Origin of the sequence: Paenibacillus periandrae, assembly GCF_022458865.1 — a bacterium.
GTDB classification, from domain to species: domain Bacteria; phylum Bacillota; class Bacilli; order Paenibacillales; family NBRC-103111; genus Paenibacillus_S; species Paenibacillus_S periandrae.
Genome location: NZ_JAJNMU010000009.1, coordinates 22,014 through 43,785 on the forward strand (window position 1 = coordinate 22,014; position 21,772 = coordinate 43,785).

30 protein-coding genes and 1 pseudogene are annotated in these 21,772 nt (G+C 37.5%); 27 read left to right on the top strand and 4 right to left on the bottom strand.

Annotated features, from left to right (window positions below; all coding sequences use genetic code 11):
* The first annotated feature begins 164 nt into the window (after window positions 1-164).
* From LRL21_RS46800 to LRL21_RS15970, 10 genes are all read left to right on the top strand, one after another.
* Complete coding sequence (locus LRL21_RS46800) at window positions 165-374, top strand: DUF6979 family protein (protein WP_420832453.1); 210 nt, start codon at window positions 165-167, stop codon at window positions 372-374.
* Between the two features lie 27 nt (window positions 375-401).
* Window positions 402-1,310 carry a restriction endonuclease gene (locus tag LRL21_RS15940; protein ID WP_240416797.1) on the top strand — a complete coding sequence of 303 codons (909 nt, stop codon included), beginning with the start codon at window positions 402-404 and terminating at the stop codon, window positions 1,308-1,310.
* Between the two features lie 211 nt (window positions 1,311-1,521).
* Window positions 1,522-2,139 carry a recombinase family protein gene (locus LRL21_RS15945; RefSeq protein WP_240416798.1) on the top strand — a complete coding sequence of 206 codons (618 nt, stop codon included), beginning with the start codon at window positions 1,522-1,524 and terminating at the stop codon, window positions 2,137-2,139.
* A gap of 21 nt (window positions 2,140-2,160) precedes the next feature.
* Window positions 2,161-2,376 carry a BRO-N domain-containing protein gene (locus LRL21_RS15950; RefSeq protein WP_420832456.1) on the top strand — a complete coding sequence of 72 codons (216 nt, stop codon included), beginning with the start codon at window positions 2,161-2,163 and terminating at the stop codon, window positions 2,374-2,376.
* The gene (locus LRL21_RS46270; RefSeq protein ID WP_338044635.1) at window positions 2,318-2,485 is read left to right on the top strand and encodes a Rha family transcriptional regulator; all 168 of its coding nucleotides are present in this window, start codon (window positions 2,318-2,320) and stop codon (window positions 2,483-2,485) included. Before LRL21_RS15950 ends, LRL21_RS46270 begins: the two co-directional genes overlap by 59 nt.
* On the top strand, window positions 2,481-2,615 hold the full coding sequence (locus tag LRL21_RS46275) for a Rha family transcriptional regulator (protein ID WP_338044636.1): 135 nt from the start codon (window positions 2,481-2,483) through the stop codon (window positions 2,613-2,615). The genes LRL21_RS46270 and LRL21_RS46275 overlap by 5 nt, the downstream gene beginning before the upstream one ends.
* Before the next feature lie 111 nt (window positions 2,616-2,726).
* Window positions 2,727-2,903 carry a Rha family transcriptional regulator gene (locus tag LRL21_RS46805; RefSeq protein ID WP_476703983.1) on the top strand — a complete coding sequence of 59 codons (177 nt, stop codon included), beginning with the start codon at window positions 2,727-2,729 and terminating at the stop codon, window positions 2,901-2,903.
* A gap of 304 nt (window positions 2,904-3,207) precedes the next feature.
* Window positions 3,208-3,654 (top strand): HAD domain-containing protein, encoded by a 447-nt coding sequence (locus LRL21_RS15960; RefSeq protein ID WP_240416801.1) that lies wholly within the window; start codon window positions 3,208-3,210, stop codon window positions 3,652-3,654.
* Window positions 3,655-3,687: 33 nt separating this feature from the next.
* On the top strand, window positions 3,688-4,062 hold the full coding sequence (locus LRL21_RS15965; protein ID WP_240416802.1) for a hypothetical protein: 375 nt from the start codon (window positions 3,688-3,690) through the stop codon (window positions 4,060-4,062).
* A gap of 213 nt (window positions 4,063-4,275) precedes the next feature.
* Window positions 4,276-4,650: a hypothetical protein gene (locus LRL21_RS15970; RefSeq protein ID WP_240416803.1), complete on the top strand. Its 375-nt coding sequence runs from the start codon at window positions 4,276-4,278 to the stop codon at window positions 4,648-4,650.
* Window positions 4,651-4,828: 178 nt separating this feature from the next.
* On the opposite strand, the gene LRL21_RS15975 is transcribed toward LRL21_RS15970, so the two are convergent.
* The gene (locus tag LRL21_RS15975) at window positions 4,829-5,170 is read right to left on the bottom strand and encodes a hypothetical protein (protein WP_240416804.1); all 342 of its coding nucleotides are present in this window, start codon (window positions 5,168-5,170) and stop codon (window positions 4,829-4,831) included.
* 405 nt (window positions 5,171-5,575) lie between these two features.
* On the opposite strand from LRL21_RS15975, the gene LRL21_RS15980 reads away from it, so the two are divergent.
* From LRL21_RS15980 to LRL21_RS16000, 5 genes are all read left to right on the top strand, one after another.
* The gene (locus tag LRL21_RS15980; protein WP_240416805.1) at window positions 5,576-5,887 is read left to right on the top strand and encodes a helix-turn-helix domain-containing protein; all 312 of its coding nucleotides are present in this window, start codon (window positions 5,576-5,578) and stop codon (window positions 5,885-5,887) included.
* A gap of 386 nt (window positions 5,888-6,273) precedes the next feature.
* Window positions 6,274-7,263 carry a hypothetical protein gene (locus tag LRL21_RS15985; RefSeq protein ID WP_240416806.1) on the top strand — a complete coding sequence of 330 codons (990 nt, stop codon included), beginning with the start codon at window positions 6,274-6,276 and terminating at the stop codon, window positions 7,261-7,263.
* A 252-nt stretch (window positions 7,264-7,515) separates the two neighbouring features.
* Entirely contained in the window at window positions 7,516-7,890 is a 375-nt protein-coding gene (locus tag LRL21_RS15990; RefSeq protein WP_240416807.1) for a hypothetical protein, read from the top strand.
* 33 nt (window positions 7,891-7,923) lie between these two features.
* Window positions 7,924-8,568, top strand: coding sequence for a restriction endonuclease (locus LRL21_RS15995; protein WP_240416808.1), 645 nt, complete (start codon window positions 7,924-7,926; stop codon window positions 8,566-8,568).
* Window positions 8,569-8,596: 28 nt separating this feature from the next.
* The gene (locus LRL21_RS16000) at window positions 8,597-9,469 is read left to right on the top strand and encodes a hypothetical protein (RefSeq protein ID WP_240416809.1); all 873 of its coding nucleotides are present in this window, start codon (window positions 8,597-8,599) and stop codon (window positions 9,467-9,469) included.
* Between the two features lie 114 nt (window positions 9,470-9,583).
* Here the strand turns inward: LRL21_RS16000 and LRL21_RS16005 are convergent, their stop codons facing one another.
* The gene (locus LRL21_RS16005) at window positions 9,584-9,814 is read right to left on the bottom strand and encodes a helix-turn-helix domain-containing protein (protein ID WP_240416810.1); all 231 of its coding nucleotides are present in this window, start codon (window positions 9,812-9,814) and stop codon (window positions 9,584-9,586) included.
* A 173-nt stretch (window positions 9,815-9,987) separates the two neighbouring features.
* Between LRL21_RS16005 and LRL21_RS16010 the strand changes: the two genes are divergently transcribed.
* The 7 genes from LRL21_RS16010 to LRL21_RS16040 all read left to right on the top strand — a co-directional run bounded on the left by LRL21_RS16010 (window position 9,988) and on the right by LRL21_RS16040 (window position 15,596).
* Complete coding sequence (locus LRL21_RS16010; RefSeq protein ID WP_240416811.1) at window positions 9,988-10,581, top strand: hypothetical protein; 594 nt, start codon at window positions 9,988-9,990, stop codon at window positions 10,579-10,581.
* Between the two features lie 515 nt (window positions 10,582-11,096).
* A complete protein-coding gene (locus tag LRL21_RS16015) occupies window positions 11,097-11,669 on the top strand; it encodes a helix-turn-helix transcriptional regulator (protein WP_240416812.1) in 573 nt (190 codons plus the stop codon).
* Between the two features lie 333 nt (window positions 11,670-12,002).
* Window positions 12,003-13,265, top strand: coding sequence for an IS110 family RNA-guided transposase (locus LRL21_RS16020; RefSeq protein WP_240416813.1), 1,263 nt, complete (start codon window positions 12,003-12,005; stop codon window positions 13,263-13,265).
* A 15-nt stretch (window positions 13,266-13,280) separates the two neighbouring features.
* Window positions 13,281-14,441 (top strand): polymorphic toxin-type HINT domain-containing protein, encoded by a 1,161-nt coding sequence (locus LRL21_RS16025; protein ID WP_240416814.1) that lies wholly within the window; start codon window positions 13,281-13,283, stop codon window positions 14,439-14,441.
* Complete coding sequence (locus tag LRL21_RS16030; RefSeq protein ID WP_240416815.1) at window positions 14,438-14,800, top strand: hypothetical protein; 363 nt, start codon at window positions 14,438-14,440, stop codon at window positions 14,798-14,800. The genes LRL21_RS16025 and LRL21_RS16030 overlap by 4 nt, the downstream gene beginning before the upstream one ends.
* A 303-nt stretch (window positions 14,801-15,103) precedes the next feature.
* On the top strand, window positions 15,104-15,283 hold the full coding sequence (locus LRL21_RS16035) for a hypothetical protein (RefSeq protein WP_240416816.1): 180 nt from the start codon (window positions 15,104-15,106) through the stop codon (window positions 15,281-15,283).
* A 151-nt stretch (window positions 15,284-15,434) separates the two neighbouring features.
* Window positions 15,435-15,596, top strand: coding sequence for a hypothetical protein (locus tag LRL21_RS16040; RefSeq protein ID WP_240416817.1), 162 nt, complete (start codon window positions 15,435-15,437; stop codon window positions 15,594-15,596).
* Between the two features lie 111 nt (window positions 15,597-15,707).
* Here the strand turns inward: LRL21_RS16040 and LRL21_RS16045 are convergent.
* Window positions 15,708-16,863, bottom strand: a pseudogene (locus tag LRL21_RS16045) (IS110 family RNA-guided transposase).
* 333 nt (window positions 16,864-17,196) lie between these two features.
* Between LRL21_RS16045 and LRL21_RS16050 the strand changes: the two are divergent.
* Window positions 17,197-17,484 (top strand): hypothetical protein, encoded by a 288-nt coding sequence (locus LRL21_RS16050; RefSeq protein WP_240416818.1) that lies wholly within the window; start codon window positions 17,197-17,199, stop codon window positions 17,482-17,484.
* 339 nt (window positions 17,485-17,823) lie between these two features.
* Here the strand turns inward: LRL21_RS16050 and LRL21_RS16055 are convergent, their stop codons facing one another.
* Window positions 17,824-17,991, bottom strand: coding sequence for an SE1832 family protein (locus tag LRL21_RS16055; RefSeq protein WP_240416819.1), 168 nt, complete (start codon window positions 17,989-17,991; stop codon window positions 17,824-17,826).
* A 199-nt stretch (window positions 17,992-18,190) separates the two neighbouring features.
* On the opposite strand from LRL21_RS16055, the gene LRL21_RS16060 reads away from it, so the two are divergent.
* From LRL21_RS16060 to LRL21_RS16075, 4 genes are read left to right on the top strand one after another with little or no spacing between them, the layout of a single operon-like run.
* Window positions 18,191-19,210, top strand: coding sequence for an ABC transporter substrate-binding protein (locus tag LRL21_RS16060; protein ID WP_240416820.1), 1,020 nt, complete (start codon window positions 18,191-18,193; stop codon window positions 19,208-19,210).
* A complete protein-coding gene (locus tag LRL21_RS16065; RefSeq protein WP_240416821.1) occupies window positions 19,207-20,289 on the top strand; it encodes a FecCD family ABC transporter permease in 1,083 nt (360 codons plus the stop codon). The genes LRL21_RS16060 and LRL21_RS16065 overlap by 4 nt, the downstream gene beginning before the upstream one ends.
* Complete coding sequence (locus LRL21_RS16070) at window positions 20,286-21,308, top strand: FecCD family ABC transporter permease (RefSeq protein ID WP_240416822.1); 1,023 nt, start codon at window positions 20,286-20,288, stop codon at window positions 21,306-21,308. The genes LRL21_RS16065 and LRL21_RS16070 overlap by 4 nt, the downstream gene beginning before the upstream one ends.
* A gap of 40 nt (window positions 21,309-21,348) precedes the next feature.
* The gene (locus tag LRL21_RS16075; protein ID WP_240416823.1) at window positions 21,349-21,747 is read left to right on the top strand and encodes a VOC family protein; all 399 of its coding nucleotides are present in this window, start codon (window positions 21,349-21,351) and stop codon (window positions 21,745-21,747) included.
* Window positions 21,748-21,772 lie beyond the last annotated feature (25 nt).

Consider the following 21,772-nt stretch of genomic DNA (forward strand, 5'->3'; position numbering starts at 1 on the left):
AGTAGTTTATATCGTCAAGCACTGATTTCTGTTTTGAGCCGAAATTAAATGGGTTGAGAAGGGTATACGAAGTAAAAATAACGTATGAACAGTTTAAAGCGATTTGTGTAAGAGGATTCTTGAATTTTATTAATACATATTTTAAATCAATATCTTCTTAACGAATGTTGATCGTGAGCGGTAGGGATAGTGAACGTAAATCGCAAAAGAATAAAGATTATGGAATTAGAGCGATTGAGTTGTTAAAGAGGAACCCAAAATTAGCCGTTGACAAGAATTTGTTGTGGAAGACTGTTATAGATAGGAAAGTTAAAAAGCATAACTCACAGATGGATGTGGTGATTGCACTGTGGGAGAATGGACTGATTAAATGAAAACTAAGTAAGATAAGGAAGTGACTTGTGAATAGCATTGATCAAATATACAATAAGCTAATCGCAAATGAAAAAATGAAAAATGGTAGTAAATATGAAAGGTTGGCTGCTATAGTTTACAAAATTATTGATGAGAGTAATGTAGTTATTCATGATCTAAGACTAAAGGGTATTGGTAAGTCAGCGCAACATCAAATAGATGTAACAATAGAGAAAAATGGAAGGCTTAAGAGAATACTTGTCGAATGTAAGCAATATGACAAGGTTATTGGAATAGGTATCATAAGAGATTTTTTTGGAGTAGTTTCTCAGATAAAACCTGATGAGGCATTTGTTGTTACAACCGTTGGCTATACAAAAGGAGCCATAGATTTTGCTAAAGATGAAAATATAAATTTGTCAATCTTAAGAGAAGCAATCGACTCAGATTGGGATGGAATCATAAGAAGTGTGCAAGTCAATTTAGAATTTATTCTGATGAAAAACGTTGTTATTAATTGGATAGCTATTGATGATGATGAAATTAAAAGAGTTCAAGGTTTACTGATGGATAATTGGGGTGAGCAACGTTCCGTAAGTACCAAACATGAGTTTTTTTATGATCACAATTATATTCAGATTTCTAACATTCAAGATGTAATTAAACCAATAATAAATTTAGCCCCAAGTATACCAAACGAAGTGACAGAGGGGAGACATGAGTTTGAGCAAACAAAATATGTGATAATGCTTGGTCATTTTGTTGCAATTAAAGGTTTTGAATTTAAATTTACTTCATATTCAAGGGAACATCAACTCATCGTAGACGACGGAGGTAAAGTTGCGTTATTACTTTTTAAAAGTATGGAAAAGGATGAGAAGTTTTTCATATTTGAAGATAACATTTCCAAATGGATGTTCGATGACAATGGAGAAGTAATTGAAAAAAACGAATAGTACCATGATAAAAATAAGAATTTATTAATACCCTTTAAATATAATCATGTCAAAAAGTATACTTTATGCCATGCCGATTCCGCTTCCATTTTTTATAGTATTTCACCTTTCAAAATGTGGGGTTTCCATATTTGAAATATTTCAAATAAAACTGGTATGTTTTGAAATAACATGCTAATATACTGGAAACCAATCGAAAGGTGAGAGCCATATGGGAGAAATACGGAGCTTTGGCTATATACGTGTTTCAACGAAAGAGCAAAATGAAGCAAGACAAATTGAAGCATTGAAAGGTTTGGACATTCAAGAACGCGATCTTTACATAGACAAGCAAAGCGGTAAAGATTTTGATCGACCAAAATACCAAGCATTAAAGTTGGTATTGAGAAAAGGCGATATACTTTTTATTAAAGAGCTGGATCGGTTAGGCAGAAACGCAGAAGAGATAAAAAAGGAATGGAAGGAAATCACTCAGGAAATTGGCGCGAATATTGTTATTTTGGATATGCCAATTTTAGATACCAGGCAATACAAGAATGGTTTAGAGAAGGTCATATCCACAATAGTATTAGAATTATTGTCGTATATGGCTGAAAGAGAAAAGGAAAAAATCAATAGTAGGCAAATGGAAGGAATTGCAGCGGCTAAAAATAGCGGTGTTAAGTTTGGTAGACCAAGACGTGAAATTAGCAATGAGTTTATTGTTGTTTATGAGGAATGGAAAACTGGAAGCATTACCGCGGTAGAGGCAATGCGTAGGGTCGATATGAAACCTAATACGTTTTATAGAAGAACAAATGAATATGAACAGGAGCGAGCATCCGTTTAATAATGGATGTTTTTTGCATAGATAAACAATCAGCCATGGTGGATTGCCAAAGATGTATGTGATGTATTGGAGATTAAGAATGTTAGTCAATCATTGGTGAAACTTGATGACGATGAAAAGGGTGTATACGTTAATGATACCCTTGGAGGCAAGCAAGAAATGCTTATAGTAAATGAATATGGTCTTTATTCGCTTGTCCTCAATAGCCGCAAGAAAGAAGCTAAAGAATTTCACTAAGCTCAATTTTGAGCCGAGTGAATATTTCGATATAACAGGTAGAAAACTGCCGATGTACGAAATGACGCGCGATGGATTCATGCAAGGGGTAGTCGCAAGAAAACATTAAGAAATTCACTGAACGCAATTTTGCGTTGAGTGAATTTACCGATACAACAGGCAGAAAACTGCCCATGTATGAAATGACGCGCGATGGGTTTATGATGTTGGCTATGGGATGTACTGGTCAGCCTAAATGAATATGGTCATTATTAATAGTCAATTGAAAACATTGAGAATTTCACTGACCTTAATTTTAAGGTAAGTGAAGGGTAAGTCAGGGACAATATAAAGTCAAGAAGATAGAAGGCATTGAAAACGTTGAGAATTTTAATCGGCTCAATTTTGAGCCGATTGAATATATCGATACAAAAGGTGAGAAAAGACCAATGTATGAAATAACACGCGATGGGTTCATGATGCTGGTGATGGGATTTACTGGTAGAGAGGTTTGTTGTGACATACTGAATTATGCTAATACAAATTAATCAACGGAACCTTCAAATGAGAGAGCATCTAATAATAGTGGATGCTTTTTTTCTTATAGGGGAAGGGGTAAGGGGGGCGTACTTGATACTTTGTGGCAAAAGTGTATATTGTAGCAGGGTATAGGCACTGCAAATCGCCGCGCTGTATTTTGGAGAGAACGATAATTATCAACTACTGCTACACGCCAAATGGTACAATAGGTATAAAAAGGGAATTGATATGGATATATGAACCAGTGATCTCTGGTCCAACATTGGAGCATATTTGGTTTGAGCAAATTATTATACTGGGGGTGTTGATTGCTTGAAATTAATCTTTTTAGATATCGATGGGGTACTAGTAACATCTAGCTCTTTAATACCAAGTGACAAGTATTTTGGACATACGTTTGACCCAAGCTGCGTTCGAAAATTAAGTGAAATCCTTGCAGCGACTGAAGCGAAAATAGTCATTTCTTCATCTTGGAGAGAAGGCAGGAACTTGACTCAATTACAATCCATATTTAAGGCTAATGGTTTAGAGGATTGTGTAATTGGTATGACTCCTTCGTTCAACGATGAAACAATCAGAGGAATTGAAATACAGGCATATTTGGACACTTTTGATGATCTTGAAGGATTCATTATTATTGACGATGAAGAAGAGATGGGTGAATTGGAGCCTTTCCTTGTGGAAACTGATTTTAGAACTGGAATAACGGAAAGTGTAAAAGATGATGTAATAAACAGATTAATGATGAACAAACAATGAACGAAGGAAAAATTGTGTGTAGGAGGTTATGCTATGTCACTAGTACCCTTGAGGATTCCAATGGGTTATGCTGTCTGCTTTAATAAATTTACTGATATTGAGCCAATACCTTGTAAAAGTGACGATGGTTTTCTAGATAACTGGGAGTATTTCACCGAAGATATTTTACAGATAGTTCAGATGAAACTTGAAGATGGAGATTGGATAATACCCAAACAAGGTAAATCGATAATAGACTTGGGATGGTATCCAGATGGTCGAGTAATTGGTCAGTATAAGCTTAAACAAGTCTATGTTAGTGAAGATTGGGAAGTAATCCGAGAAAAATGTACCAGAGACAGGTATGAAATAAGAGATATTATTGAGGAATGGATGAAGAATCCACCATTATCACAAACGAAAGAGTGACGATAAAGTGAGGGGATAATAATGCAGCAATTAATTTTACCAGAGAAATTATCTAAAATTTTAAACGGATATTCATGGAGAAGAATTACTATAGGTCATTCAGAATCTAAAACATACATACTAACAGGCACTTCAACAAATCTATACTTAAAAGTTCAATCCCTTACTTATTGCTGTACCTGCAATTTAGACTAATAATATAAAGGAGAACATATGATTAATATACCAGAATTAACAGAGCTACACGAAGTAGCAGAAAAATACAGTATGACAATCAATGAACTACACGACCCTGCCGAAGAATTTGAATTATATGATTTGGAAAGACAGAGTGCAATAACATGCATTATTACAACGGAGCAAGATCTTTTCAGTATTGATGTTCATAATCCAGACAGACAAGTATTTCTAGCATTAAAAGATGTACTTCAAAGATATAATCTTCCTACTGAAAATTTCATTGAATTAGCAATTACTTGCTTTAATTCAAAAGAATACGATATTAAAGAATATTCGGATTTTTGGGTGGAATTTAGAGCTCATGAAATCGATATTCTGTTAATACGTTATCGTAGAAGAATTGAATAATGGAAGTAACCACAATACGACTAGTCCTTGTATTGTGGTTCTTTTTGCTATGACCGCTGATAGTATACATTTTCCAATCGTATATGATATTGAAAATTTATGAAAACACGAAAGATAGAATTAAATGAGTAGCTGCAAGAAACTTGCTCGTATTCGATGAACTCAACTTGAATGCTTATCAAGAATAAATTTTTGTGAATCCACAAGAATAATCCTCAAATCCATCCTCATCGGTTGACCAAATTTCATTCCATAAATATAGACCATCAATACATTCAATAATTTTATTTTTGGGTACGTATTCTGATATAGATGACCACCACTTTAATTCATTACCTCTAGCCAAGCGATATGTTGGTTGCTTTGAAGCCTCTGCTTCGTCATATGTTATTGTCAATCGTATAGCATCAATCAATTCTCCCTTACGAATAATGTGACTTACATTGCCTGTGTAGTACGCGTATGCTTTTCTTGTGTTATTAATTGGTTTTGAATTTAATACTAATCCGTTTGTAATCATGATCATTCTCCTTAAAATAATGTATTTTGGGCAAAATAGATAAGTTATTGTTATAGTGCGGAAATTACATATTACTTCAAATGATAAATGTAATTATTACGATATATTAATTTCAGTAATAAATTGCAGTGAAGCATTGAGACATAATCTAATTAATAACCGAGAAATTATTTCTTTTTATTCATTGTTCCCTCCCTTGTAGAGTATTTATTTTGTAAATCGGCTTGTTAAATATACCATACAAACAAAAGTGGTGTCAATAAATAAATTAAATATATTTAATATAAAGAAGTTAAATCATATGAAATTGGATGTTTTGGTCTGATAAAGTTAAATATAATATTCATTTGACATTTCGTTGTGTATATTTTATTTTATAACCATAACACTGGACGGAGTGATAGAATGAGTTACATTATTGGAGATAGAGTAAAACTAAAAAGGGAGGAGTTAGGGATTACAGCTAGAAAATTAGCTGAATTAGCTAATTGCACTCCCTCAGCAATTGGTCAATTAGAAAGTGGAAAGTCTGATAATCCAACAATGAAGTTATTGTCGAAGCTAAGTGAGGTCTTTAATGTTTCAATTGATTGGTTAGTCAATGGAGAACAGGAAATTTTAAACAAGCAAGAATATTACAAACTTGACGAATTTGAAAGGAGATTTATCTTAGAATACATCGACTTTTGCTTGAAGCGAAAAAAGGAAGAGATTTAAATATGTACTAATCTTTCATTAAGTGAACGAATCGCGGTTGCATTGGAGATAGAGGACATTTCTATATTAATGCAATTTGAAGAAGATGGGATCGTGGGTTGAACTGACATTGATAAAGGAGGTTTAGGAACCGACTATCATGGATCAAGCACTAACTACAAATAATTTTCTCGGAGTGTTGAAAAATCAACATTATGAGGTAATAGTTTAAGACAAGAAGGAAAGAGTTAGTGAAACAATATGAGTTGTGTAATGGCTGTACAACTTAAACAAATAAATTTGAACGGAAATATTATCAACTACAGCTAAGCCTAATGGTACAATAGGGATAAAAAGGGAATAGTTCTGAGCAAGTAGTGAAGCTGAAAATTTACTTGGGGGTAAACATGGGTAATAAGATACTAAATAGCTATTACTTATACTATACAAGTGTTCTTAAGGACAGAAATTTATCGGAAGATCAGCTCATTTTAGAAATGAAGAAAAGATTTATTGATATTACTATGATAGGAATACGTGATTGGGGCAGAACCACAAGATTCCAGTCTATAAATATAAGAAAAGATGATCGTGTTGAATACATAATTCCGCTTCAATCACCTAAAGAAATGTTAGAGTACCACATGACACTTGGCGAAAGATTTTTGAAACAAAAGTGGGTTTTCCCTCCATTCATTACAATGGGAACTATTTATAGGATTATTAGTGAAAACGAAGTCGAAGATGTAGATATATTATATAAATCAATTTATGAGACAAAATATTTTGCTTCGCAACTAACAAGCACGTATAGGAAAATAAAATTGTTCAGCAACTATCTATATTTAATTGAAGAAGCAATTGATTGCTTTTTGTTAGGAAAAAACGCTGGGGCAATTACATTGTTGCTAACTATCATCGAAGGAATCGCGAGAGATTTTTGTGAGAGCCATTCATTACCATATAACAAACAAGGTTCAACAAGTGCTTTTGAAACCGCTGTTAGGTATCGTAAAGAAAACTGGCGTGATAATTTTTTGTTATTTGAATATCAAAATAACCTTAAACAAATCATCCCAGACGATTATATGGTTGATGAAATATTAGTAAAAGTTGATGAAGCAATGGATATGTTTGTCTCTTTTGAAAAGTATGGTCTTGATTATTTATATAAATCAGGGTCAGATTTTACTTTAAATCGTCATAGCATTCTACATGGTTTTAATAGAGACTACTACATTTCAATTAATTTTTTTAGACTGTTTTCCTGTCTAGAGATGCTCGCTGTAGTTGTATCAAATAATTTTATGGCTAAAGATATTGATGACTACAATGAAACACTACGAATACTCAATAAATTTCAATTATTAGAAGCGATAGCAAGCATAGATTCATAGTCTATACTTGAATTACATGAATGAAAAACGTTAATGCAATGATGGTGTGTTTCATTTTGTCCAACAAACGTTATGTGAATATTATACGCAAAGAAGCCCAGAAACCTATCTCTGGGTTCTTTACGCATCAGTGTATCTTTTAGTTGAGTGGGATATGAGAACTAGATTATTAAATTGCGATATAACAAAATATTACATATTAAGACAAAAGTTATGGTACAATTTTACTAATTATGTTTTGGAGGGATTTACATGGCAAGAAGGAGTAAACAATCAATTTCAACTTTCTTGGTTAGTGCATTAGGGATGTTATGCACGTTAAAAGCATTTGTATGGGTGTTGGAAACAAAGGTACTAAATACATCAATTGAGATACCTTTCCTCAATTATGGAATAATAATCGGTATAGTGTTGCTTATTCTTAGGATTTCATTTGTATTAATAAAGAATAGAGCTAGAAAATCGAACAATGTTCAAGAGGTAGTCAATGACGTTACAGTTTCAAATGACATAAGTACATTTCAATGTGCTAATTGTGGTAAAAAAGTAAGTGAAAAAGTTAGAAGCTATTGCTTGGAAAGACCAAATAAGTTTAATAATCAAGTGTTTTGTTACGATCATCAGTAACATGCAATATGACATTCTGTTGGAGGTATTTTTGTGCTAGGCATTATCATTATTTCAGTAGTATTAATTATTATTGTAATTGGCATTGTTGGTTACAAAATCAACAATAGAGCGAAAGAACAAAATCAACCATTACCTTATGACTATGATCTAAAGAAAATTACCATTACAGATATAGATAGAATGAGTGATGGCTCGGAATTTGAAATTTACTTGTACAGATTACTATTAGAACTTGGCTATTCTGGCGTGTATAAAACAGTGGGAAGTCGAGATTTTGGGGCAGATTTAATCTTTATAGATCGTGAAGGGGTAAGAAATGTAGTTCAGGCAAAGAGATACGGAATTGATTATCCAGTGGGTATTGGCGCAGTTCAAGAGGTTTTTACGTCAATGAGGTACTATAAGGCTAAAAAAGCCATTGTAATAGCTACGACAAAGTACACAGAGCCATGTGAAAAATTGGCAGGAATTAATCATGTTAAACTATTGGATCGTGATGATCTAATAAGAATTATTGATGCTTTTAAGCAGGAGGATAATCTAAAAGCAATGGAGACTATTGAATCTGAACCAAGAGTTATTTTGGAGTCTTGGAATGAAATGAATAACGAGTTACCAGTGATAAAGAAAGATCATAAAGCTGAGAAGTTCGTGAAATCAATACAATCAAAATAACTAAAGGTAGGTTATTGAGTTGGAATCAATGAAAACACAAAAAGATTGGTTAGACTATATCAATAGATTGCAAGATAGGGAAAGGCAAAAAATTACTTCTGGTGGGTTAAGTAATTGGGCGTTGTATTTGGCTTTAGCAGGTCTGGGTTATTGGGTATATCCTGATATTGTGGATATGCAGAAACACTGGTTGACAACACTAGTTGGATACGCTTTTTTTCATAATTTATCAATTTCGTTATTCGACATATTTAATTACCACTATAGACAGGGCAAAATAAAGGCGTATTACAACCCAATTGCAATGGTAGATGTAATGGGAATTATTCCATTGAGATTCTTTCAAAAAATAGTTATTCTGATCGCAGTACTAATAAATGGATATTTAGTATATCATACAATTTTAAAAGAGTTCTATGTATTGGTGCCTTTTTATTGGATTTTCTTTTTTAGGCATTTTTCTGAACTTGCGACACTGCTAGTATCTAAGAAAGTCAAACAATACAAACGTATAGTGGCTGAGTCTTTACTCAGGTTAGCAAAGAAACTTAATCCAGAACATGATAGGGAAATAGTTGAAGTTAATAAAATGAAATTAGAACAAGAGTTTAACTTTACTGCAATTATCAAAATAATAATCCCACTTTATTTCATGATCTATGTTTGCTTGCACTATAACTTTAATGATCTCCTATGGAAGCAAATCTTTGATGGACTTGCTCTTGTAATAATAATTATACTTATTCAATTCTTACTTATGATATTTTTGAAGCGAATGAAGATAGCATGGCTAGAAAAGTTGGAGCGAGAGATTATTCAAAACAATCTTAACCAAAGAACAATCATAGAAAGACTTAATAATAATTACTTTAACCTTAGTAAAATTGATGATTACTTCTAGGTTCAAAGTAGGAATTTAGATAAAACCCTTCTTTCATGCAGGTTGGTGAAAGGGGTCATAGCGTAAAACAGACGCTTCAGGAGTGTGCCTGAGCGTCTTTTTCATGTGTTAAGACTATTGGTTGTTGTATTCAAGTTCTACAAGCCTGACAAGATCAGAGGGATTCATTTTTAATGCTTTTGCAATGTCAAAAAGGCTTGTTAGGGTAGGTTGATATTTACCATTCTCAAGTTCGGAAATATAAGTGCGTCCAAGGGTGCTATCAAGTGCTAGTTGTTCTTGCGTGATATCTTTTTTAATTCTTAGACTTTTTACGACTTTTCCGAAAATTAATTCAAGTGGCAAAGGATAGTCTCCTTTTAGAATTAATTATTACGGAAATTATGTATCTTCATTGTCTTGTTCACACGACTTTTTGGTTTTAATTAACAATTATTTGTGTTAATATTATTGTGGTCTATTCGACATTTGCTTCAAAAGTTGAAATATTATTAATATGAGGGTGTGGTGTCAACATAATGAAAATTAGAAAAAAATTAATAATAACGCTATCCGTATCGGTATCACTTTGTTTTGTTGTCGGGTGTGGAAGCAATGTAAAGCCAAACCAGCCGCTCGCAGCTAGTACGCAAGTCAGTTTGCCAGAAACCAGTACATACAATATTGCATTAAACAAAATCAAAGAAAGCAAGCTTGATGAAGCGGATGCTTTGTTATGGAAAGAGATTGGCAGTGTATACTCAGTAAGGCTAGGTGATTTGCCGCAAGAGAAACAGGACTTAATAAACTTATATTATTATGTGAAGGCTCAAAAGAAGTTACTGGGGAACGATTACATTAATGTAATTAACTATTTGAATCAGCTTAAACCGATTGACGATTTAATTTCAATAAATCAAAGAGATAGTTTGTTGAGTAAATATCAACCGTTGGCAGATCGTCAATGGGAGTTAACAAAGTCTCAAGGAACCCTTGAAAAGGACTCGAAATTACAATCAAAAAATCCAGCGGATTATGATGTAAACGGAAATTATAAGCCAGTTGAATCAATGACCAAAGAAGAAAAGCGTAAAGAGCTGGAGGAAATGATGAAGTCATCATTGAAGAAATAGATTTAATAGTGGTAACAAGGTAATTCTCTGATATAGAGATGAATGCCGTCACTTATGGATAGAGGTTTAATATGTGGTACAAAAGGGAATAGCGATTGGTTGAAGGAGTAGCAAAGTGGCTACTTCTTTTTGAGTTTGTTTAAATATTACTATAGATTCCTAAATTATTGACTGGACAGTCAAAAGTTCTTGTTGAAAAATCGTAATATATAGGAATAGCTAAGGAGAGTCTTCAATACGACTTGGTCTGCTCTCCTTTTCGCCCTCCTTCACACCGTACGTGATTCTTCCGAATCATACGGCATAATCCTCTTTGCTGTTAATCTGTCTGTGGCAATGTTCATGCACCGCGGCTAAATTGTTGACTCGATTGACGGAAGCCTGTAGGTGCCAGAGTGTCTTGATACGATGCGCCAGTTCATATTGTGACATCAAGTCAAGTCAATAAGACTTGACTAACGGAAAATAAAATGATATACTTCATCCATAAGCTTAAATATGGAGGACGATCCGCGATGAAAAATAACATTAAAGCTATTCGTAAAATACGCAATGTAAGTCAGCAGACTATTGCCGATGCTTTAGGTGTGACGATAACAGCAGTGAACAAATGGGAGAACAACGTTAACATCAAAATTCCTGAAAAGCGTGTTAAGGAAATTGCAAATCTGCTCGGTGTGAGTGAGGATGATGTATTAGCGTTGCACTTGAATACCGACAAAATAAAGCTAACGACTGTTCGGCAAGAACTAGCAAGGCTAGAACAAAATGGAAATGTTTTAGTTAGCTTTGAGGATAATGATTCATTAAGCGATCAACAGCTGGATGCCATTAATGATCGTTTCTCATGGAAGCGAAGCATGTACCCTAAAATTGAATCCTTTGTTAATGAAAACTTCTCAAAGGCATTAAGTTACCAAGATCAAGTTGTTCTGGGTAAGAACATGATGCTTTATTTGGAGGAAGATTCCTATAAGTTAGAGTTTCTCCAAAGGGTGATTCAATTTTTAACCGATTCAGATTCTAACCGTAACGAAAGCAATCCGTTCTTTGTTGGTCTTGCTGATCTTTATGAGAAACATAGATAAGAGAATCCGTCAGAATAGATTTATTTACCTGTAATATCCATTATTGACAATTTAAAAACATGCGTGTAATATACCAGCCAGCCTGGTTGACTTACGTCCAATATTGAAAAATGCGATGTGGTGGTAGCTTACAAAGTAACGAAAAAGTAATGAGGGATCATGCCCTTGACCGACTAGAAAAACCCCTAAAACAAACTGACTTTGAATGCTTATACGGAGAAGGATATCACTTAGGTATCTTTGTGGTTCGACCACTTGAAATAAGGATGTGAACCTTCTTCTCAATAAGCATTCAAGGTCAAGGCTAATACATACGAAAAGGAGGTCAGAATAATGGCTGATGTAAATCAAGAAGAACATGAATTAGTACGATTGACGCATATTTTTGTAGGCATTGATCTTCATAAAAGGCAGCATGTTGCGGTATTCCTCAACGGATTTAAGAGGAAACTCGGTGAATTTAAGTTTGATAACAAGCCCAGTGCTTTCCACTTGTTGATGCAGGAAGTAAAAAAATATTTGAAAAAAGGCATGAAGGCAATGTACGGTTTAGAGGACACTGGCGGTCTGGGGAGAGCATTAGCGGTGTACCTCGTCGAGCAGAAACAGATCGTGAAGGAAGTCAATCCTGCACTTGCTAATGGTGTGAGGAAAGCCAGCCCTATTTCAAAGAAGTCGGATGAATGGGATGCGGAATGTGTCGGTAATGTGTTAGTAGATAAGCTCGAAAGCTTGCCGAACGCGAATCCCATTGACCATTATTGGGTGATTGCTCAATTGGTGACTACACGAACAGCCATAGCGAATGAGCATCGTATCCTATTGAATCAACTCCATTCTCAAATAGCGCACCACTATCCAAGTTATAGGAAATTCTTTAGCGAATTGGATGGGAAGACCTCTTTAGCCTTCTTTGACCGTTATCCAGCGCCGCACCATTTGGATGCGGTGACTGTTGAAGGACTAAGGGAGTTCTTACTTGTACCCAGTAATTACGCCTGCTCCTTGAAAAGTGCAGAGAAGATATTGAAACTTGTTCATGAAGATGGTTCGACCAAGCGCAACTATCAAGAACAGAGAGATTTTATTATAAAGAGTCATATTAGACGTATACGTATTTGTAAAGAAGAAATGCAGGCAATTGAGGGACGGCTGTCTCCTCTAGTAGCGGAAACAGGCTATAAACTTGACACGATGTATGGAGTCGATATTGTTACGGCAGCTTCATTTGTAGCTGAGATTGGAAATATTGGACGATTTAGTAATGGAGACAAGCTTGCTAATTTTGCAGGCATTGCTCCTGTTCAGTATGGTTCGGGAGATAGGCACAAGCACTACAAGTGCAAACAAGGAAACAGAGCTTTGCATGAGTTGTTTTACAGGCTTGCCTGTAGGCAAATTGGGACGAAACGTGGAAGTGGTGAGCCCAATAACGCATACTACTATTTGTATTATCAGCAGAAATTAGTGGCAGGGAAAACAAAGACGCAAGCAATTATATGTATCATGCGGAAATTGGTTAATGTGATCTATGCCATGATGAAGAATAAAACGGAATATGTAAAGCGAGCGGTGCAAATAAAGCAAGCAGGATGATACAATTGGTGGTAATTGGAAGTTCTGATTACCGCCTTCTTTATTCCATATGAACGCTTTATTAAAGAGGATACGTATGAAGGGGATATAAGCAATCCGCTGAGTTTGAATCTTTATACGTATGTGCATAATAATCCGTTAACAAATGTTGATCCAACAGGACATGCTACTTGTCCCAATGCAGGAGGTACCTGCATAACAGATGAGGACGGGTATGATAAATTTATTCTCGAGAAAACAACATTAAGTAATAATAGTAATGGGTACATGGACATATATAACGCTTGTAGTAAAGCTAACAACTGTGAAAAATATTCAGACACTCTCAATAGCCTCCATGAAGGCAATATGGAGATTAGAAACAACGCATGTAGTTATGTTGATTGTGGTGATGGGATTGCTTCGTTCACAGGATTTGAAAATGGTGTTCCTATAATAACCCAAGAAGATGGTGGTGAGGGGAAAAGATTTTCTTTAACTCCAATTGGTATCCTTGAATGTAATTGTTTTACAGCTGGTACGCTTGTTAAAACAGAAAAAGGTGAGAAACCAATTGAAGAAATACAAGTTGGAGATTTGGTACTCTCTAAAAATGAGGTAACAGGTGAAGTAGCTTATAAAGAGGTAACGGCGACATTTAACCACGAAACTGATGAAATTTACAAAATCCATGTGGGTGACCAAACCATTGAAGCGACCTTCAATCATCCATTCTGGGTGGATGGGAAAGGATGGACATTCGTCAAAGACCTCAAAGTCGGTGACTTGCTTGTTCAGAGTAACGGAGAAAAATTAATTATTGATAGCATTGAGTTGGAGCGTAGGAAGGTTACAGTTTATAATATGACTGTAGATAAGTTCCACACTTACTTCGTCGGTGACCTTGGGATTTGGGTGCATAATTCAAATTGTAGTGAGTACTTTTCGACTAAAGCGCCATATCAAGTTACTCCAGGAATACGTAATTTAAGTGGGCAATATATTAATGACCAGGGAAGAGTTGAGCCTTGGGAAGCTCATTATGATCAGTATGGAAGATTAACAGGTAGAACTGATTATAATGCTGGAAATAAGGCGCAAGGCAAACCTAATACTCATTTTCATGTGTATAAGTGGGGGCCAGGGATGATCCCGAAAGAAATCGAAAGTCATAAAGAAGGAGTATATAGACCATGACAAAGTCCACTGTTTTAATATCAGATTTTTATCAGAAGCAAATGGAATTCGGATATTTACAATCATTTAATTTATATCGTAATCTTAGTGGAATTGGATCTTCAGAATATACATTAAAGATTACTTCATGTGATTATCCCCTTTATGAAGGAAATCAAAAATTCTTAATAACCTTTTTAGGTGTGAGAAATTTAAAAATTAGGGACTTTGAAGGCCTTTTTAAATTAATTATTACAATTGATGATATTTCAAAAGATCAAATAGAAGGTATTAACTATAAGGTGATTGAAGAAGAATATGAAACGTTTTCGTTTATTTGTGAAAAATTCGAATTTGAAATCATACAAAATATAATCTAATGTGGTAATATTTTCCTCAAGTAGAGCTAATAACTCTCTTGGGGTTTCTTTTTTCGTCGTTGTATCGCTAAGAACACAAATAACCGCTCAGAGAGTATCAGCTCATCTTATATATCCAGAAGAGACTGAGTTTAGTTCCAGATCATTTAAGCATGACAGGCGATAAAATCTATGGCCATCACAATCGAAGCGCCTAAAAGCTGCTCTGGATAGCTCATATTTTTATGTGAGTATAGATCAAGCTTTCCAGCAGATTCTTGTGAATGCCATGCTACAAAGTCTAACCAATATTACCCAAGCACCATGAACTGGCATTCTCATATTCTGAAATTTACAATTCCTGACTACTGGTATCATCAGCATATGCATATTCCAGAAGCGCAAGAATACGGCTCTATTCATCACAAACTGGCCAATCCGCATAAATTTATATCCAAGCACAATAAAGCCAAAGATGACATTCTGGTGATTCCAAAGCAATAAATGAAGTCAGGTAAACCAAACAAGGTGTGGCGAGTGACAACACAGCCACTCCCTCTTAAATTCTGAAATCTTGTTAAAGATGAAGAATTTAAGAGGATTACAAGATAAAGACCTTAAAATATCCTTTTTCCGACATAGGAGGTGAAACACAGTGAGCAGAAAGTTAGCAAGAGATGAAATTAGCTTTCTCGGTTCTAATGATAAGTATCAATTAGATCATACACAAGTAGATAGACATATTTTAAAATCAGGTTCAGTTACAGTTCAACCAGAAATGCTCGATTTTTCTGTGAAAATCATAATGCACGCTTGATCGGATCTCGTCTTTGAAAAGTTGCAGGATTTTAGAAAAATGACAATAGGATGCCCGGGACCCGAATCAGGTCCTTGTATGAAAGTTGGTTACTGGGGTTATTCTAATAAGTTAGCTTGCTTGAGGGACTCGCTTTGGACCGCCTTCGATATACGGTTGTTTGTTCTTAAGTATGTGATAACTGATCACTACTATTTTTCGCGCCATAGCAATGCACGCCTTTTTCTTGCCGCGCCTAGACGCAATCTTCCAGAATTTTGTCGAAAGTTCTGTGTTTCTTGAGCGAGCGATTGCCCATGCTGCTTCGCATAATGCAACTTTTGCGTGAGTATTGCCTTTTACGCTCTTCGCACTTTTTTTTACCAGCACTCTCATGATTACCAGGGGCGACACCAGCCCATGACGATAAATGTACGGCTGTTGGAAACTGATCCATGTTCACACCTATTTCGGCAATGAGTACAGCAGCTGTCGCTACGCTCACACCTGGAATCGTTTGTAGCAACTCATACTCTTCTCGATACGGTTGTAAATGTTCATCGATCTTACCTTCCAGGCTTGCTATCGATTTTTCAAGAAACTCTATATGTTCCCAACAGTCCCGAATGAGCTCCATTTGATGCGGTGTCATTGTGCCAAACAGGGAGTCAGCGACCTGCTCTTTCTTATTTTTAATGGAGCCTTTCAAGCATTCATCCACATCATGAGCATCTACATATCCTTGCCCGACAAGACGTCCGAGTAAGTTGCGTCCAGATGCGCCAAACACATCCGAGATCACCGTGCCGAGCTTTACATTACAAGACTCTAAATATTTTTGAATGCGGTTTTTCTCTGCCGTTAGATTGCCAACACGCTTTTTACGTAATCTGCACAAGTCGCGCATCTCCCGCAAATCTTCAGAGGGGATGAAACTCGCCTCAATAAGACCTACGCGTAAGAGCTTTGCAATCCATTCTGCATCACAGACGTCGGTTTTGCGACCGGGAACATTCTTAATGCGCTGCGCATTGGCTAAAGTTACGTCAACATAACCTTCTAAGATGTTATATACCGGTTTCCAGTAGATGCCTGTGCTTTCCATAGCTACGTGAGTAATTGTCTTGGCTTCTAGCCATTTTAATAGCTCAAACAAATTCTTCGTCAGGGTACCGAATGTTCGCACTTCGCTCTGCACATTGCCATCGGCATCCGTATTCAAAGTGCAAACAACAATCGTTTCATGATGTACATCCATACCTGCACAGTTTTGCAACAATACTTCCATAACATGCAACCTCCAACAAGAATAATAGCATGGTGATGGATGGGCTCGAGCTGTAGCATTTTTCTGTTCGCAGTTCTCTGAAATGGGCATCTCAGAGCTGGCAAAGGTTTGTGCACAGAGCAAATCCATACGGTTTATTTGACGGGGTAGACCACCATAAAAAGAAACGTATTACTTCACCATGTTACTAACAGTATTGGATGATGATAGAAAGGTTAAACTTGCTGAAATTTTCATGCTTGGTTTGCGAGCGAGAGATCATGTATGTTTATTTAATAATTCAATAATTGGTTCAATTGATCATATTTACTAGAAAGGTGGGTATCATACTAGATGATACTAGAGGCTCAAATTCGTTTGTTAACATCTGAAGAAGGCGGTATGAATCGAGACGGACGTTCAGGAATGATGCCATCATTTGATGTTAATGGAGAACTTATAATGTGTGCAGTTAATTTGGTTGATCCAGATGATACAATTAAGAGAGGCATAGTCTATGTAGTAACTATTCAACTACCATATGCTGAGAATTATAAAAATATTATTGTCCCACAATATGAATTTAATTTGAATTATGGTGGGAAAATCATTGGAAAAGGAACAGTTATAAAAATAACATGATACTCTTTTAATTAGACCTTAAGAGAGTCTGTAAAAGAACCATTAGTACCTAACATTTTAACCACTATGCGACTAACTCTCGTATTGTGGTATTCTTTTTGACATGCTATTCTTGCCACTGTATCGCTAACAACGCAAATTAGCGCTAAGACGCTGGCGGCGCATATAATGTTGCATCAAAACAGCTAATAGATTTCAGCTGCTAAGCGATTTACATATAAAAAGGATGGTCATCATTTTTCAAAGCAAGCTATCACGCTCATAGTACGATTCAGGAAAGGAAAATGTTATGTGGTGCATCTATGAAAACGAAAGAGAGCAGTGTAGCTACTCCAAAAATCACTGCTGCTGATGAAGCAGCTTTAATTCATCTTCAATAGCTTGAAGCTGACGTTCAGCATTCGTCATGCTGCCGCCTGTGGACTCCATTTTTTCAATATCCTCTTGAATACGAATGTAATCGTATTTTAATTCGGCAATTCTTGCCTTGATTTGATCCTTTGTCATGCTGTGCGGCTCCTCTATTCTATAAGTTGGTCTTGAATTAGATTACGCAAAATGAAGCGGTTTGTAAAGCATGGCGCAGAGGGTGCTACGCTGTGAAATTTAGCTATTGACATGTTAAGATTTTGTAAATTATACTGGTGCTAATGATAATCATTATCATCAATGCAATCAATACATAATAAGGGGTCTAGCGAACAAGATGAAAACAAGAATTTCCTTTGCTATCGTTCTTACATTTTTATTATCGATTTTATTAAGCGCTTGCGGATCGGACAACACAATGAAGGAAGCAGCCAAACCGGCAGCCAAGCCTGCTGAATCTACGGCTCCTGCAACACCAGCTTCAGCACCTGCAGCCGCACCAGCTGAAAAGAAGAAAACGACAATTACGCATGTCATGGGTCAAACTGAGGTGCCTGAACGTGTTGAACGCGTTGTGGCGTTAACTCCGCATTTTGCCGATCATTTGTTAGCACTTGGAATTACGCCTGTTGGATCTGTCGTGAGAGAGGCGGGCGATTTTGAACCTTACAGCACACCTTTATTGAAGGGAACAGAATCTGTAGGTCAATCATCCGCGCCCAATCTGGAGAAGGTGCTGCAGCTCAAGCCTGATCTGATCTTTGGAGAAGAGAAGAATCATTCCAAGTCGTATCCGGCGTTAGCCAAGATTGCGCCAACGCTCGTTTATGCGACCAAGGATATGGAGGAAGACTGGAATAAAGTCTTTTTGAGCGTAGGAGAGGCTGTCGGCAAGGGAGCACTAGCCAAAACCAAGCTGCAGGAATTTGACAACAAAACAAAAGCTTTAAAAGATAAATTAGTACCGAAATTGGGAAATGAAACGGTTCTGTTCGTTAAGGTTACAGATAAAGATACGCGTGTAATGGGCAGCAAGAGCCCACTGGGCAAAATTGCTTATACACAGCTGGGTCTGAAATATCCTGCCGGGCTGCCTGAAGAAGATGGCGAAATAAAAATAGCTCTTGAAAAGCTGCCGGAAATCAACCCTGACCATATTTTCCTGTTAGATACGAATGTACCGGATTATGTGGCTAAAATGAATGAGGCGATCGCAACCCCGCTGTGGAAGAACCTCAAGGCTGTGCAAAACAAGCATATGTACATGAAGCCAATTCGTGGTACCAAGACAGGCTTCGGATTGATTATGTACAATATATTTGTGGATGAAATTAATAAGGAGCTATTGGGCGGATGAGTCGTGACACTCAAATCAGTGAATCCCATACTTATTCCGATCCATCGGCTTCATTGAATCAAGCTAAGAAAAGAAGGCTAAGTCCTTCTTTTCTTATTTTGCTGTTAAGTGTCGGAATGATCATTGGCGTGCTTCTGTTCATCACGACGGGGGCGGCGAATATACAATTGTCTACCGTATGGGAGGCGATACTGCATTATGACGAAAATCAGGTTCAGCATTATACCGTGCTTTCCGTTCGTCTGCCAAGAGCCGTTACAGCGATTATTGTAGGCGGTTGTTTTGCTATATCCGGAGCGATTATGCAGGGAATGACACGCAACCCACTTGCCGGTCCAAGCTTATTAGGGGTATCGGCCGGGGCACGTTTTGGTTTGGTAATTGGTTTTGCCTTCCTGCCGCATTTGTCGTATCAATTGATGATTGTCATTTCGATGCTCGGAGCCGCTTTTGGAGCTATGACGGTATATGGTGTTGGGATGCTGGCCTCATTTAAGGGCTCGGAGCAAGCCTCGCATGTGAAGCTTGCACTGGCCGGGGCGGCGGTAAGTGCGCTGCTGGCTGCTTTGTCGGAGGGGATCCAGATTTACTTTGGTATCGCGCAAGAGGTCATGTATTGGTACGCCGCTGGTATAGCGGGTGTAAAGTGGCTGCATGTATGGACGATTTTGCCATGGGCTGTTGTTGGTCTCGTCATATCTATCATGATTTCAAGAAATATTACGATGCTGAGTTTAGGTGAAGAAGTGGCAACCGGTCTTGGTCAGAGAGTGAAGTGGGTCAAGTTCCTGGGGGCGCTTACGGTGTTTGCGCTTACAGGTGCAGCGGTGGCTGTAGCGGGACCTATTGGTTTTATCGGATTGATTATTCCGCATGTGACACGTTTCCTCATCGGTGTCGATTATCGTTGGGTGATCCCGTGCTCGGGTATGTTTGGAGGCTGGTTTTTGTTGATGGCGGATACAGTTTCGCGCTGGGTTAATCCTCCTTTGGAGACACCTGTAGGCATCCTGACAGCATTGTTAGGGGTTCCTTTCTTTCTGTATTTGGCAAGAAGGGGAGGCAGAGGCAGCTTATGATGAAACCGATTGTAGGGAATCACATGCGTGCACCCAAGCTGATTGGCAAGTTTCTGTTCTTGTTCCTGCTGCTGTTTGCAGCTTTTCTGATCAGCTTGAATTCCGGATTAATTCGGGTCGCGCCGATGGAAGTTATTCGCACACTAGCAGGGTATGGCACCGGGGAATCCTCTATTGTTATGTTTGATATTCGACTGCCGCGAATTGTGATAGCGATGCTGGTAGGTGCTGGTTTTGCAGTGTCCGGTGCTATCATGCAGGGCATTTCGCAGAACGGCTTGGCGGACCCGGGTATCCTTGGCATTAACGCCGGAGCAGGCTTGGGCGTAGTGCTGTACATCGCGTATTTTTATGGTAAAATCCAACTGGCACCGATCTATATGCTGCCATTGATGGCCTTTATTGGCGCAGCAGTAGCTGCATTATTCGTTTTTACTTTGGCTTATAAGGATGGTAAAATTATTCCGATGCGTCTGCTGCTCGTAGGTATTGCTACGGGGGCCGGAATCAGTGCTGCCATGCTATTCCTGACGTATCGGATGAATGCCTACAATTATGATTTTGTGAAAATATGGTTGTCCGGCAGCATCTGGGGTACAAATTGGAGTTATGTGGTTGCGGTGCTGATCTGGATCGTTGTGCTGATTCCTTATGCAATCTACAAGGCTCACCGGATTAACCTGTTGTATATGGGTGAGGACATAGCGGCTGGAGTGGGGCTGTCTGTTCAAAAGGAGAGAATCGTCCTTATGGCGATCGCAGTAGGCTTGGCGGGTTCTTGTGTAGCTGTTGCCGGTAGTATTGGCTTTGTGGGATTAATCGCCCCCCATTTGGCCAAATTAACGATTGGCAGGAATTACAAGGTTCTGCTGCCCTCAGCGGCAATTATCGGATCTATCCTGGTTCTGATTTCGGATACGATTGGGCGTATTATTGCCCAGCCGGTAGATATTCCTGTTGGTATTGTTACCGCAGCAGTTGGTGCCCCTTATTTCCTGTATTTGTTGACGAAGAAGTGATATGTACTTGATTTAGTAATCTATGGAGAGTGATTCGTGAATGGCCAAGCTGTACCCGTACATTTACTGTGAAAATGCAAGAGAGCAAGCAGCCTTCTATGCCCAAGCATTGGGCGGAAGGATCGTAGGTATTCAGACTTTTGCGGAAATACCTAATGTCAGCGATGAAATGAAAGATAAAGTCATGCATTTGGTGATGCAAACTTCAGACCTTGTCCTATTTATGGCAGATTCGGTTTCTGAACCCGTCCAGCGCGGTGGAGGACTTGATATCGGATTGGAATACAAAACAGAACAGGAAGCGCGTCAAGTGTTTGAAGGCTTGTCACAAGGTGGCAGTGTGATTATGCCATTTCAGAAAATGTTCTGGGGATCGATGTTCGGTCGTCTTCAAGACCCATATGGTGTGTTCTGGCAGATTGTTACAGAGCCATCTTGAGCCTGGTCTGAAATTAGTGATTTGG

Bases quoted from the DNA above. Each gene is read 5' to 3' on its own strand.
- LRL21_RS46800 (WP_420832453.1), top strand. From the start codon at position 165: ATGTTGATCGTGAGCGGTAGGGATAGTGAACGTAAATCGCAAAAGAAT.
- LRL21_RS15945 (WP_240416798.1), top strand. From the start codon at position 1,522: ATGGGAGAAATACGGAGCTTTGGCTATATACGTGTTTCAACGAAAGAG.
- LRL21_RS46270 (WP_338044635.1), top strand. From the start codon at position 2,318: ATGGTCTTTATTCGCTTGTCCTCAATAGCCGCAAGAAAGAAGCTAAAG.
- LRL21_RS15965 (WP_240416802.1), top strand. From the start codon at position 3,688: ATGTCACTAGTACCCTTGAGGATTCCAATGGGTTATGCTGTCTGCTTT.
- LRL21_RS15970 (WP_240416803.1), top strand. From the start codon at position 4,276: ATGATTAATATACCAGAATTAACAGAGCTACACGAAGTAGCAGAAAAA.
- LRL21_RS15975 (WP_240416804.1), bottom strand. From the start codon at position 5,170: ATGATTACAAACGGATTAGTATTAAATTCAAAACCAATTAATAACACA.
- LRL21_RS15980 (WP_240416805.1), top strand. From the start codon at position 5,576: ATGAGTTACATTATTGGAGATAGAGTAAAACTAAAAAGGGAGGAGTTA.
- LRL21_RS15985 (WP_240416806.1), top strand. From the start codon at position 6,274: ATGGGTAATAAGATACTAAATAGCTATTACTTATACTATACAAGTGTT.
- LRL21_RS15990 (WP_240416807.1), top strand. From the start codon at position 7,516: ATGGCAAGAAGGAGTAAACAATCAATTTCAACTTTCTTGGTTAGTGCA.
- LRL21_RS16000 (WP_240416809.1), top strand. From the start codon at position 8,597: ATGAAAACACAAAAAGATTGGTTAGACTATATCAATAGATTGCAAGAT.
- LRL21_RS16010 (WP_240416811.1), top strand. From the start codon at position 9,988: ATGAAAATTAGAAAAAAATTAATAATAACGCTATCCGTATCGGTATCA.
- LRL21_RS16015 (WP_240416812.1), top strand. From the start codon at position 11,097: ATGAAAAATAACATTAAAGCTATTCGTAAAATACGCAATGTAAGTCAG.
- LRL21_RS16020 (WP_240416813.1), top strand. From the start codon at position 12,003: ATGGCTGATGTAAATCAAGAAGAACATGAATTAGTACGATTGACGCAT.
- LRL21_RS16030 (WP_240416815.1), top strand. From the start codon at position 14,438: ATGACAAAGTCCACTGTTTTAATATCAGATTTTTATCAGAAGCAAATG.
- LRL21_RS16035 (WP_240416816.1), top strand. From the start codon at position 15,104: ATGAACTGGCATTCTCATATTCTGAAATTTACAATTCCTGACTACTGG.
- LRL21_RS16050 (WP_240416818.1), top strand. From the start codon at position 17,197: ATGATACTAGAGGCTCAAATTCGTTTGTTAACATCTGAAGAAGGCGGT.
- LRL21_RS16055 (WP_240416819.1), bottom strand. From the start codon at position 17,991: ATGACAAAGGATCAAATCAAGGCAAGAATTGCCGAATTAAAATACGAT.
- LRL21_RS16060 (WP_240416820.1), top strand. From the start codon at position 18,191: ATGAAAACAAGAATTTCCTTTGCTATCGTTCTTACATTTTTATTATCG.
- LRL21_RS16065 (WP_240416821.1), top strand. From the start codon at position 19,207: ATGAGTCGTGACACTCAAATCAGTGAATCCCATACTTATTCCGATCCA.
- LRL21_RS16070 (WP_240416822.1), top strand. From the start codon at position 20,286: ATGATGAAACCGATTGTAGGGAATCACATGCGTGCACCCAAGCTGATT.
- LRL21_RS16075 (WP_240416823.1), top strand. From the start codon at position 21,349: ATGGCCAAGCTGTACCCGTACATTTACTGTGAAAATGCAAGAGAGCAA.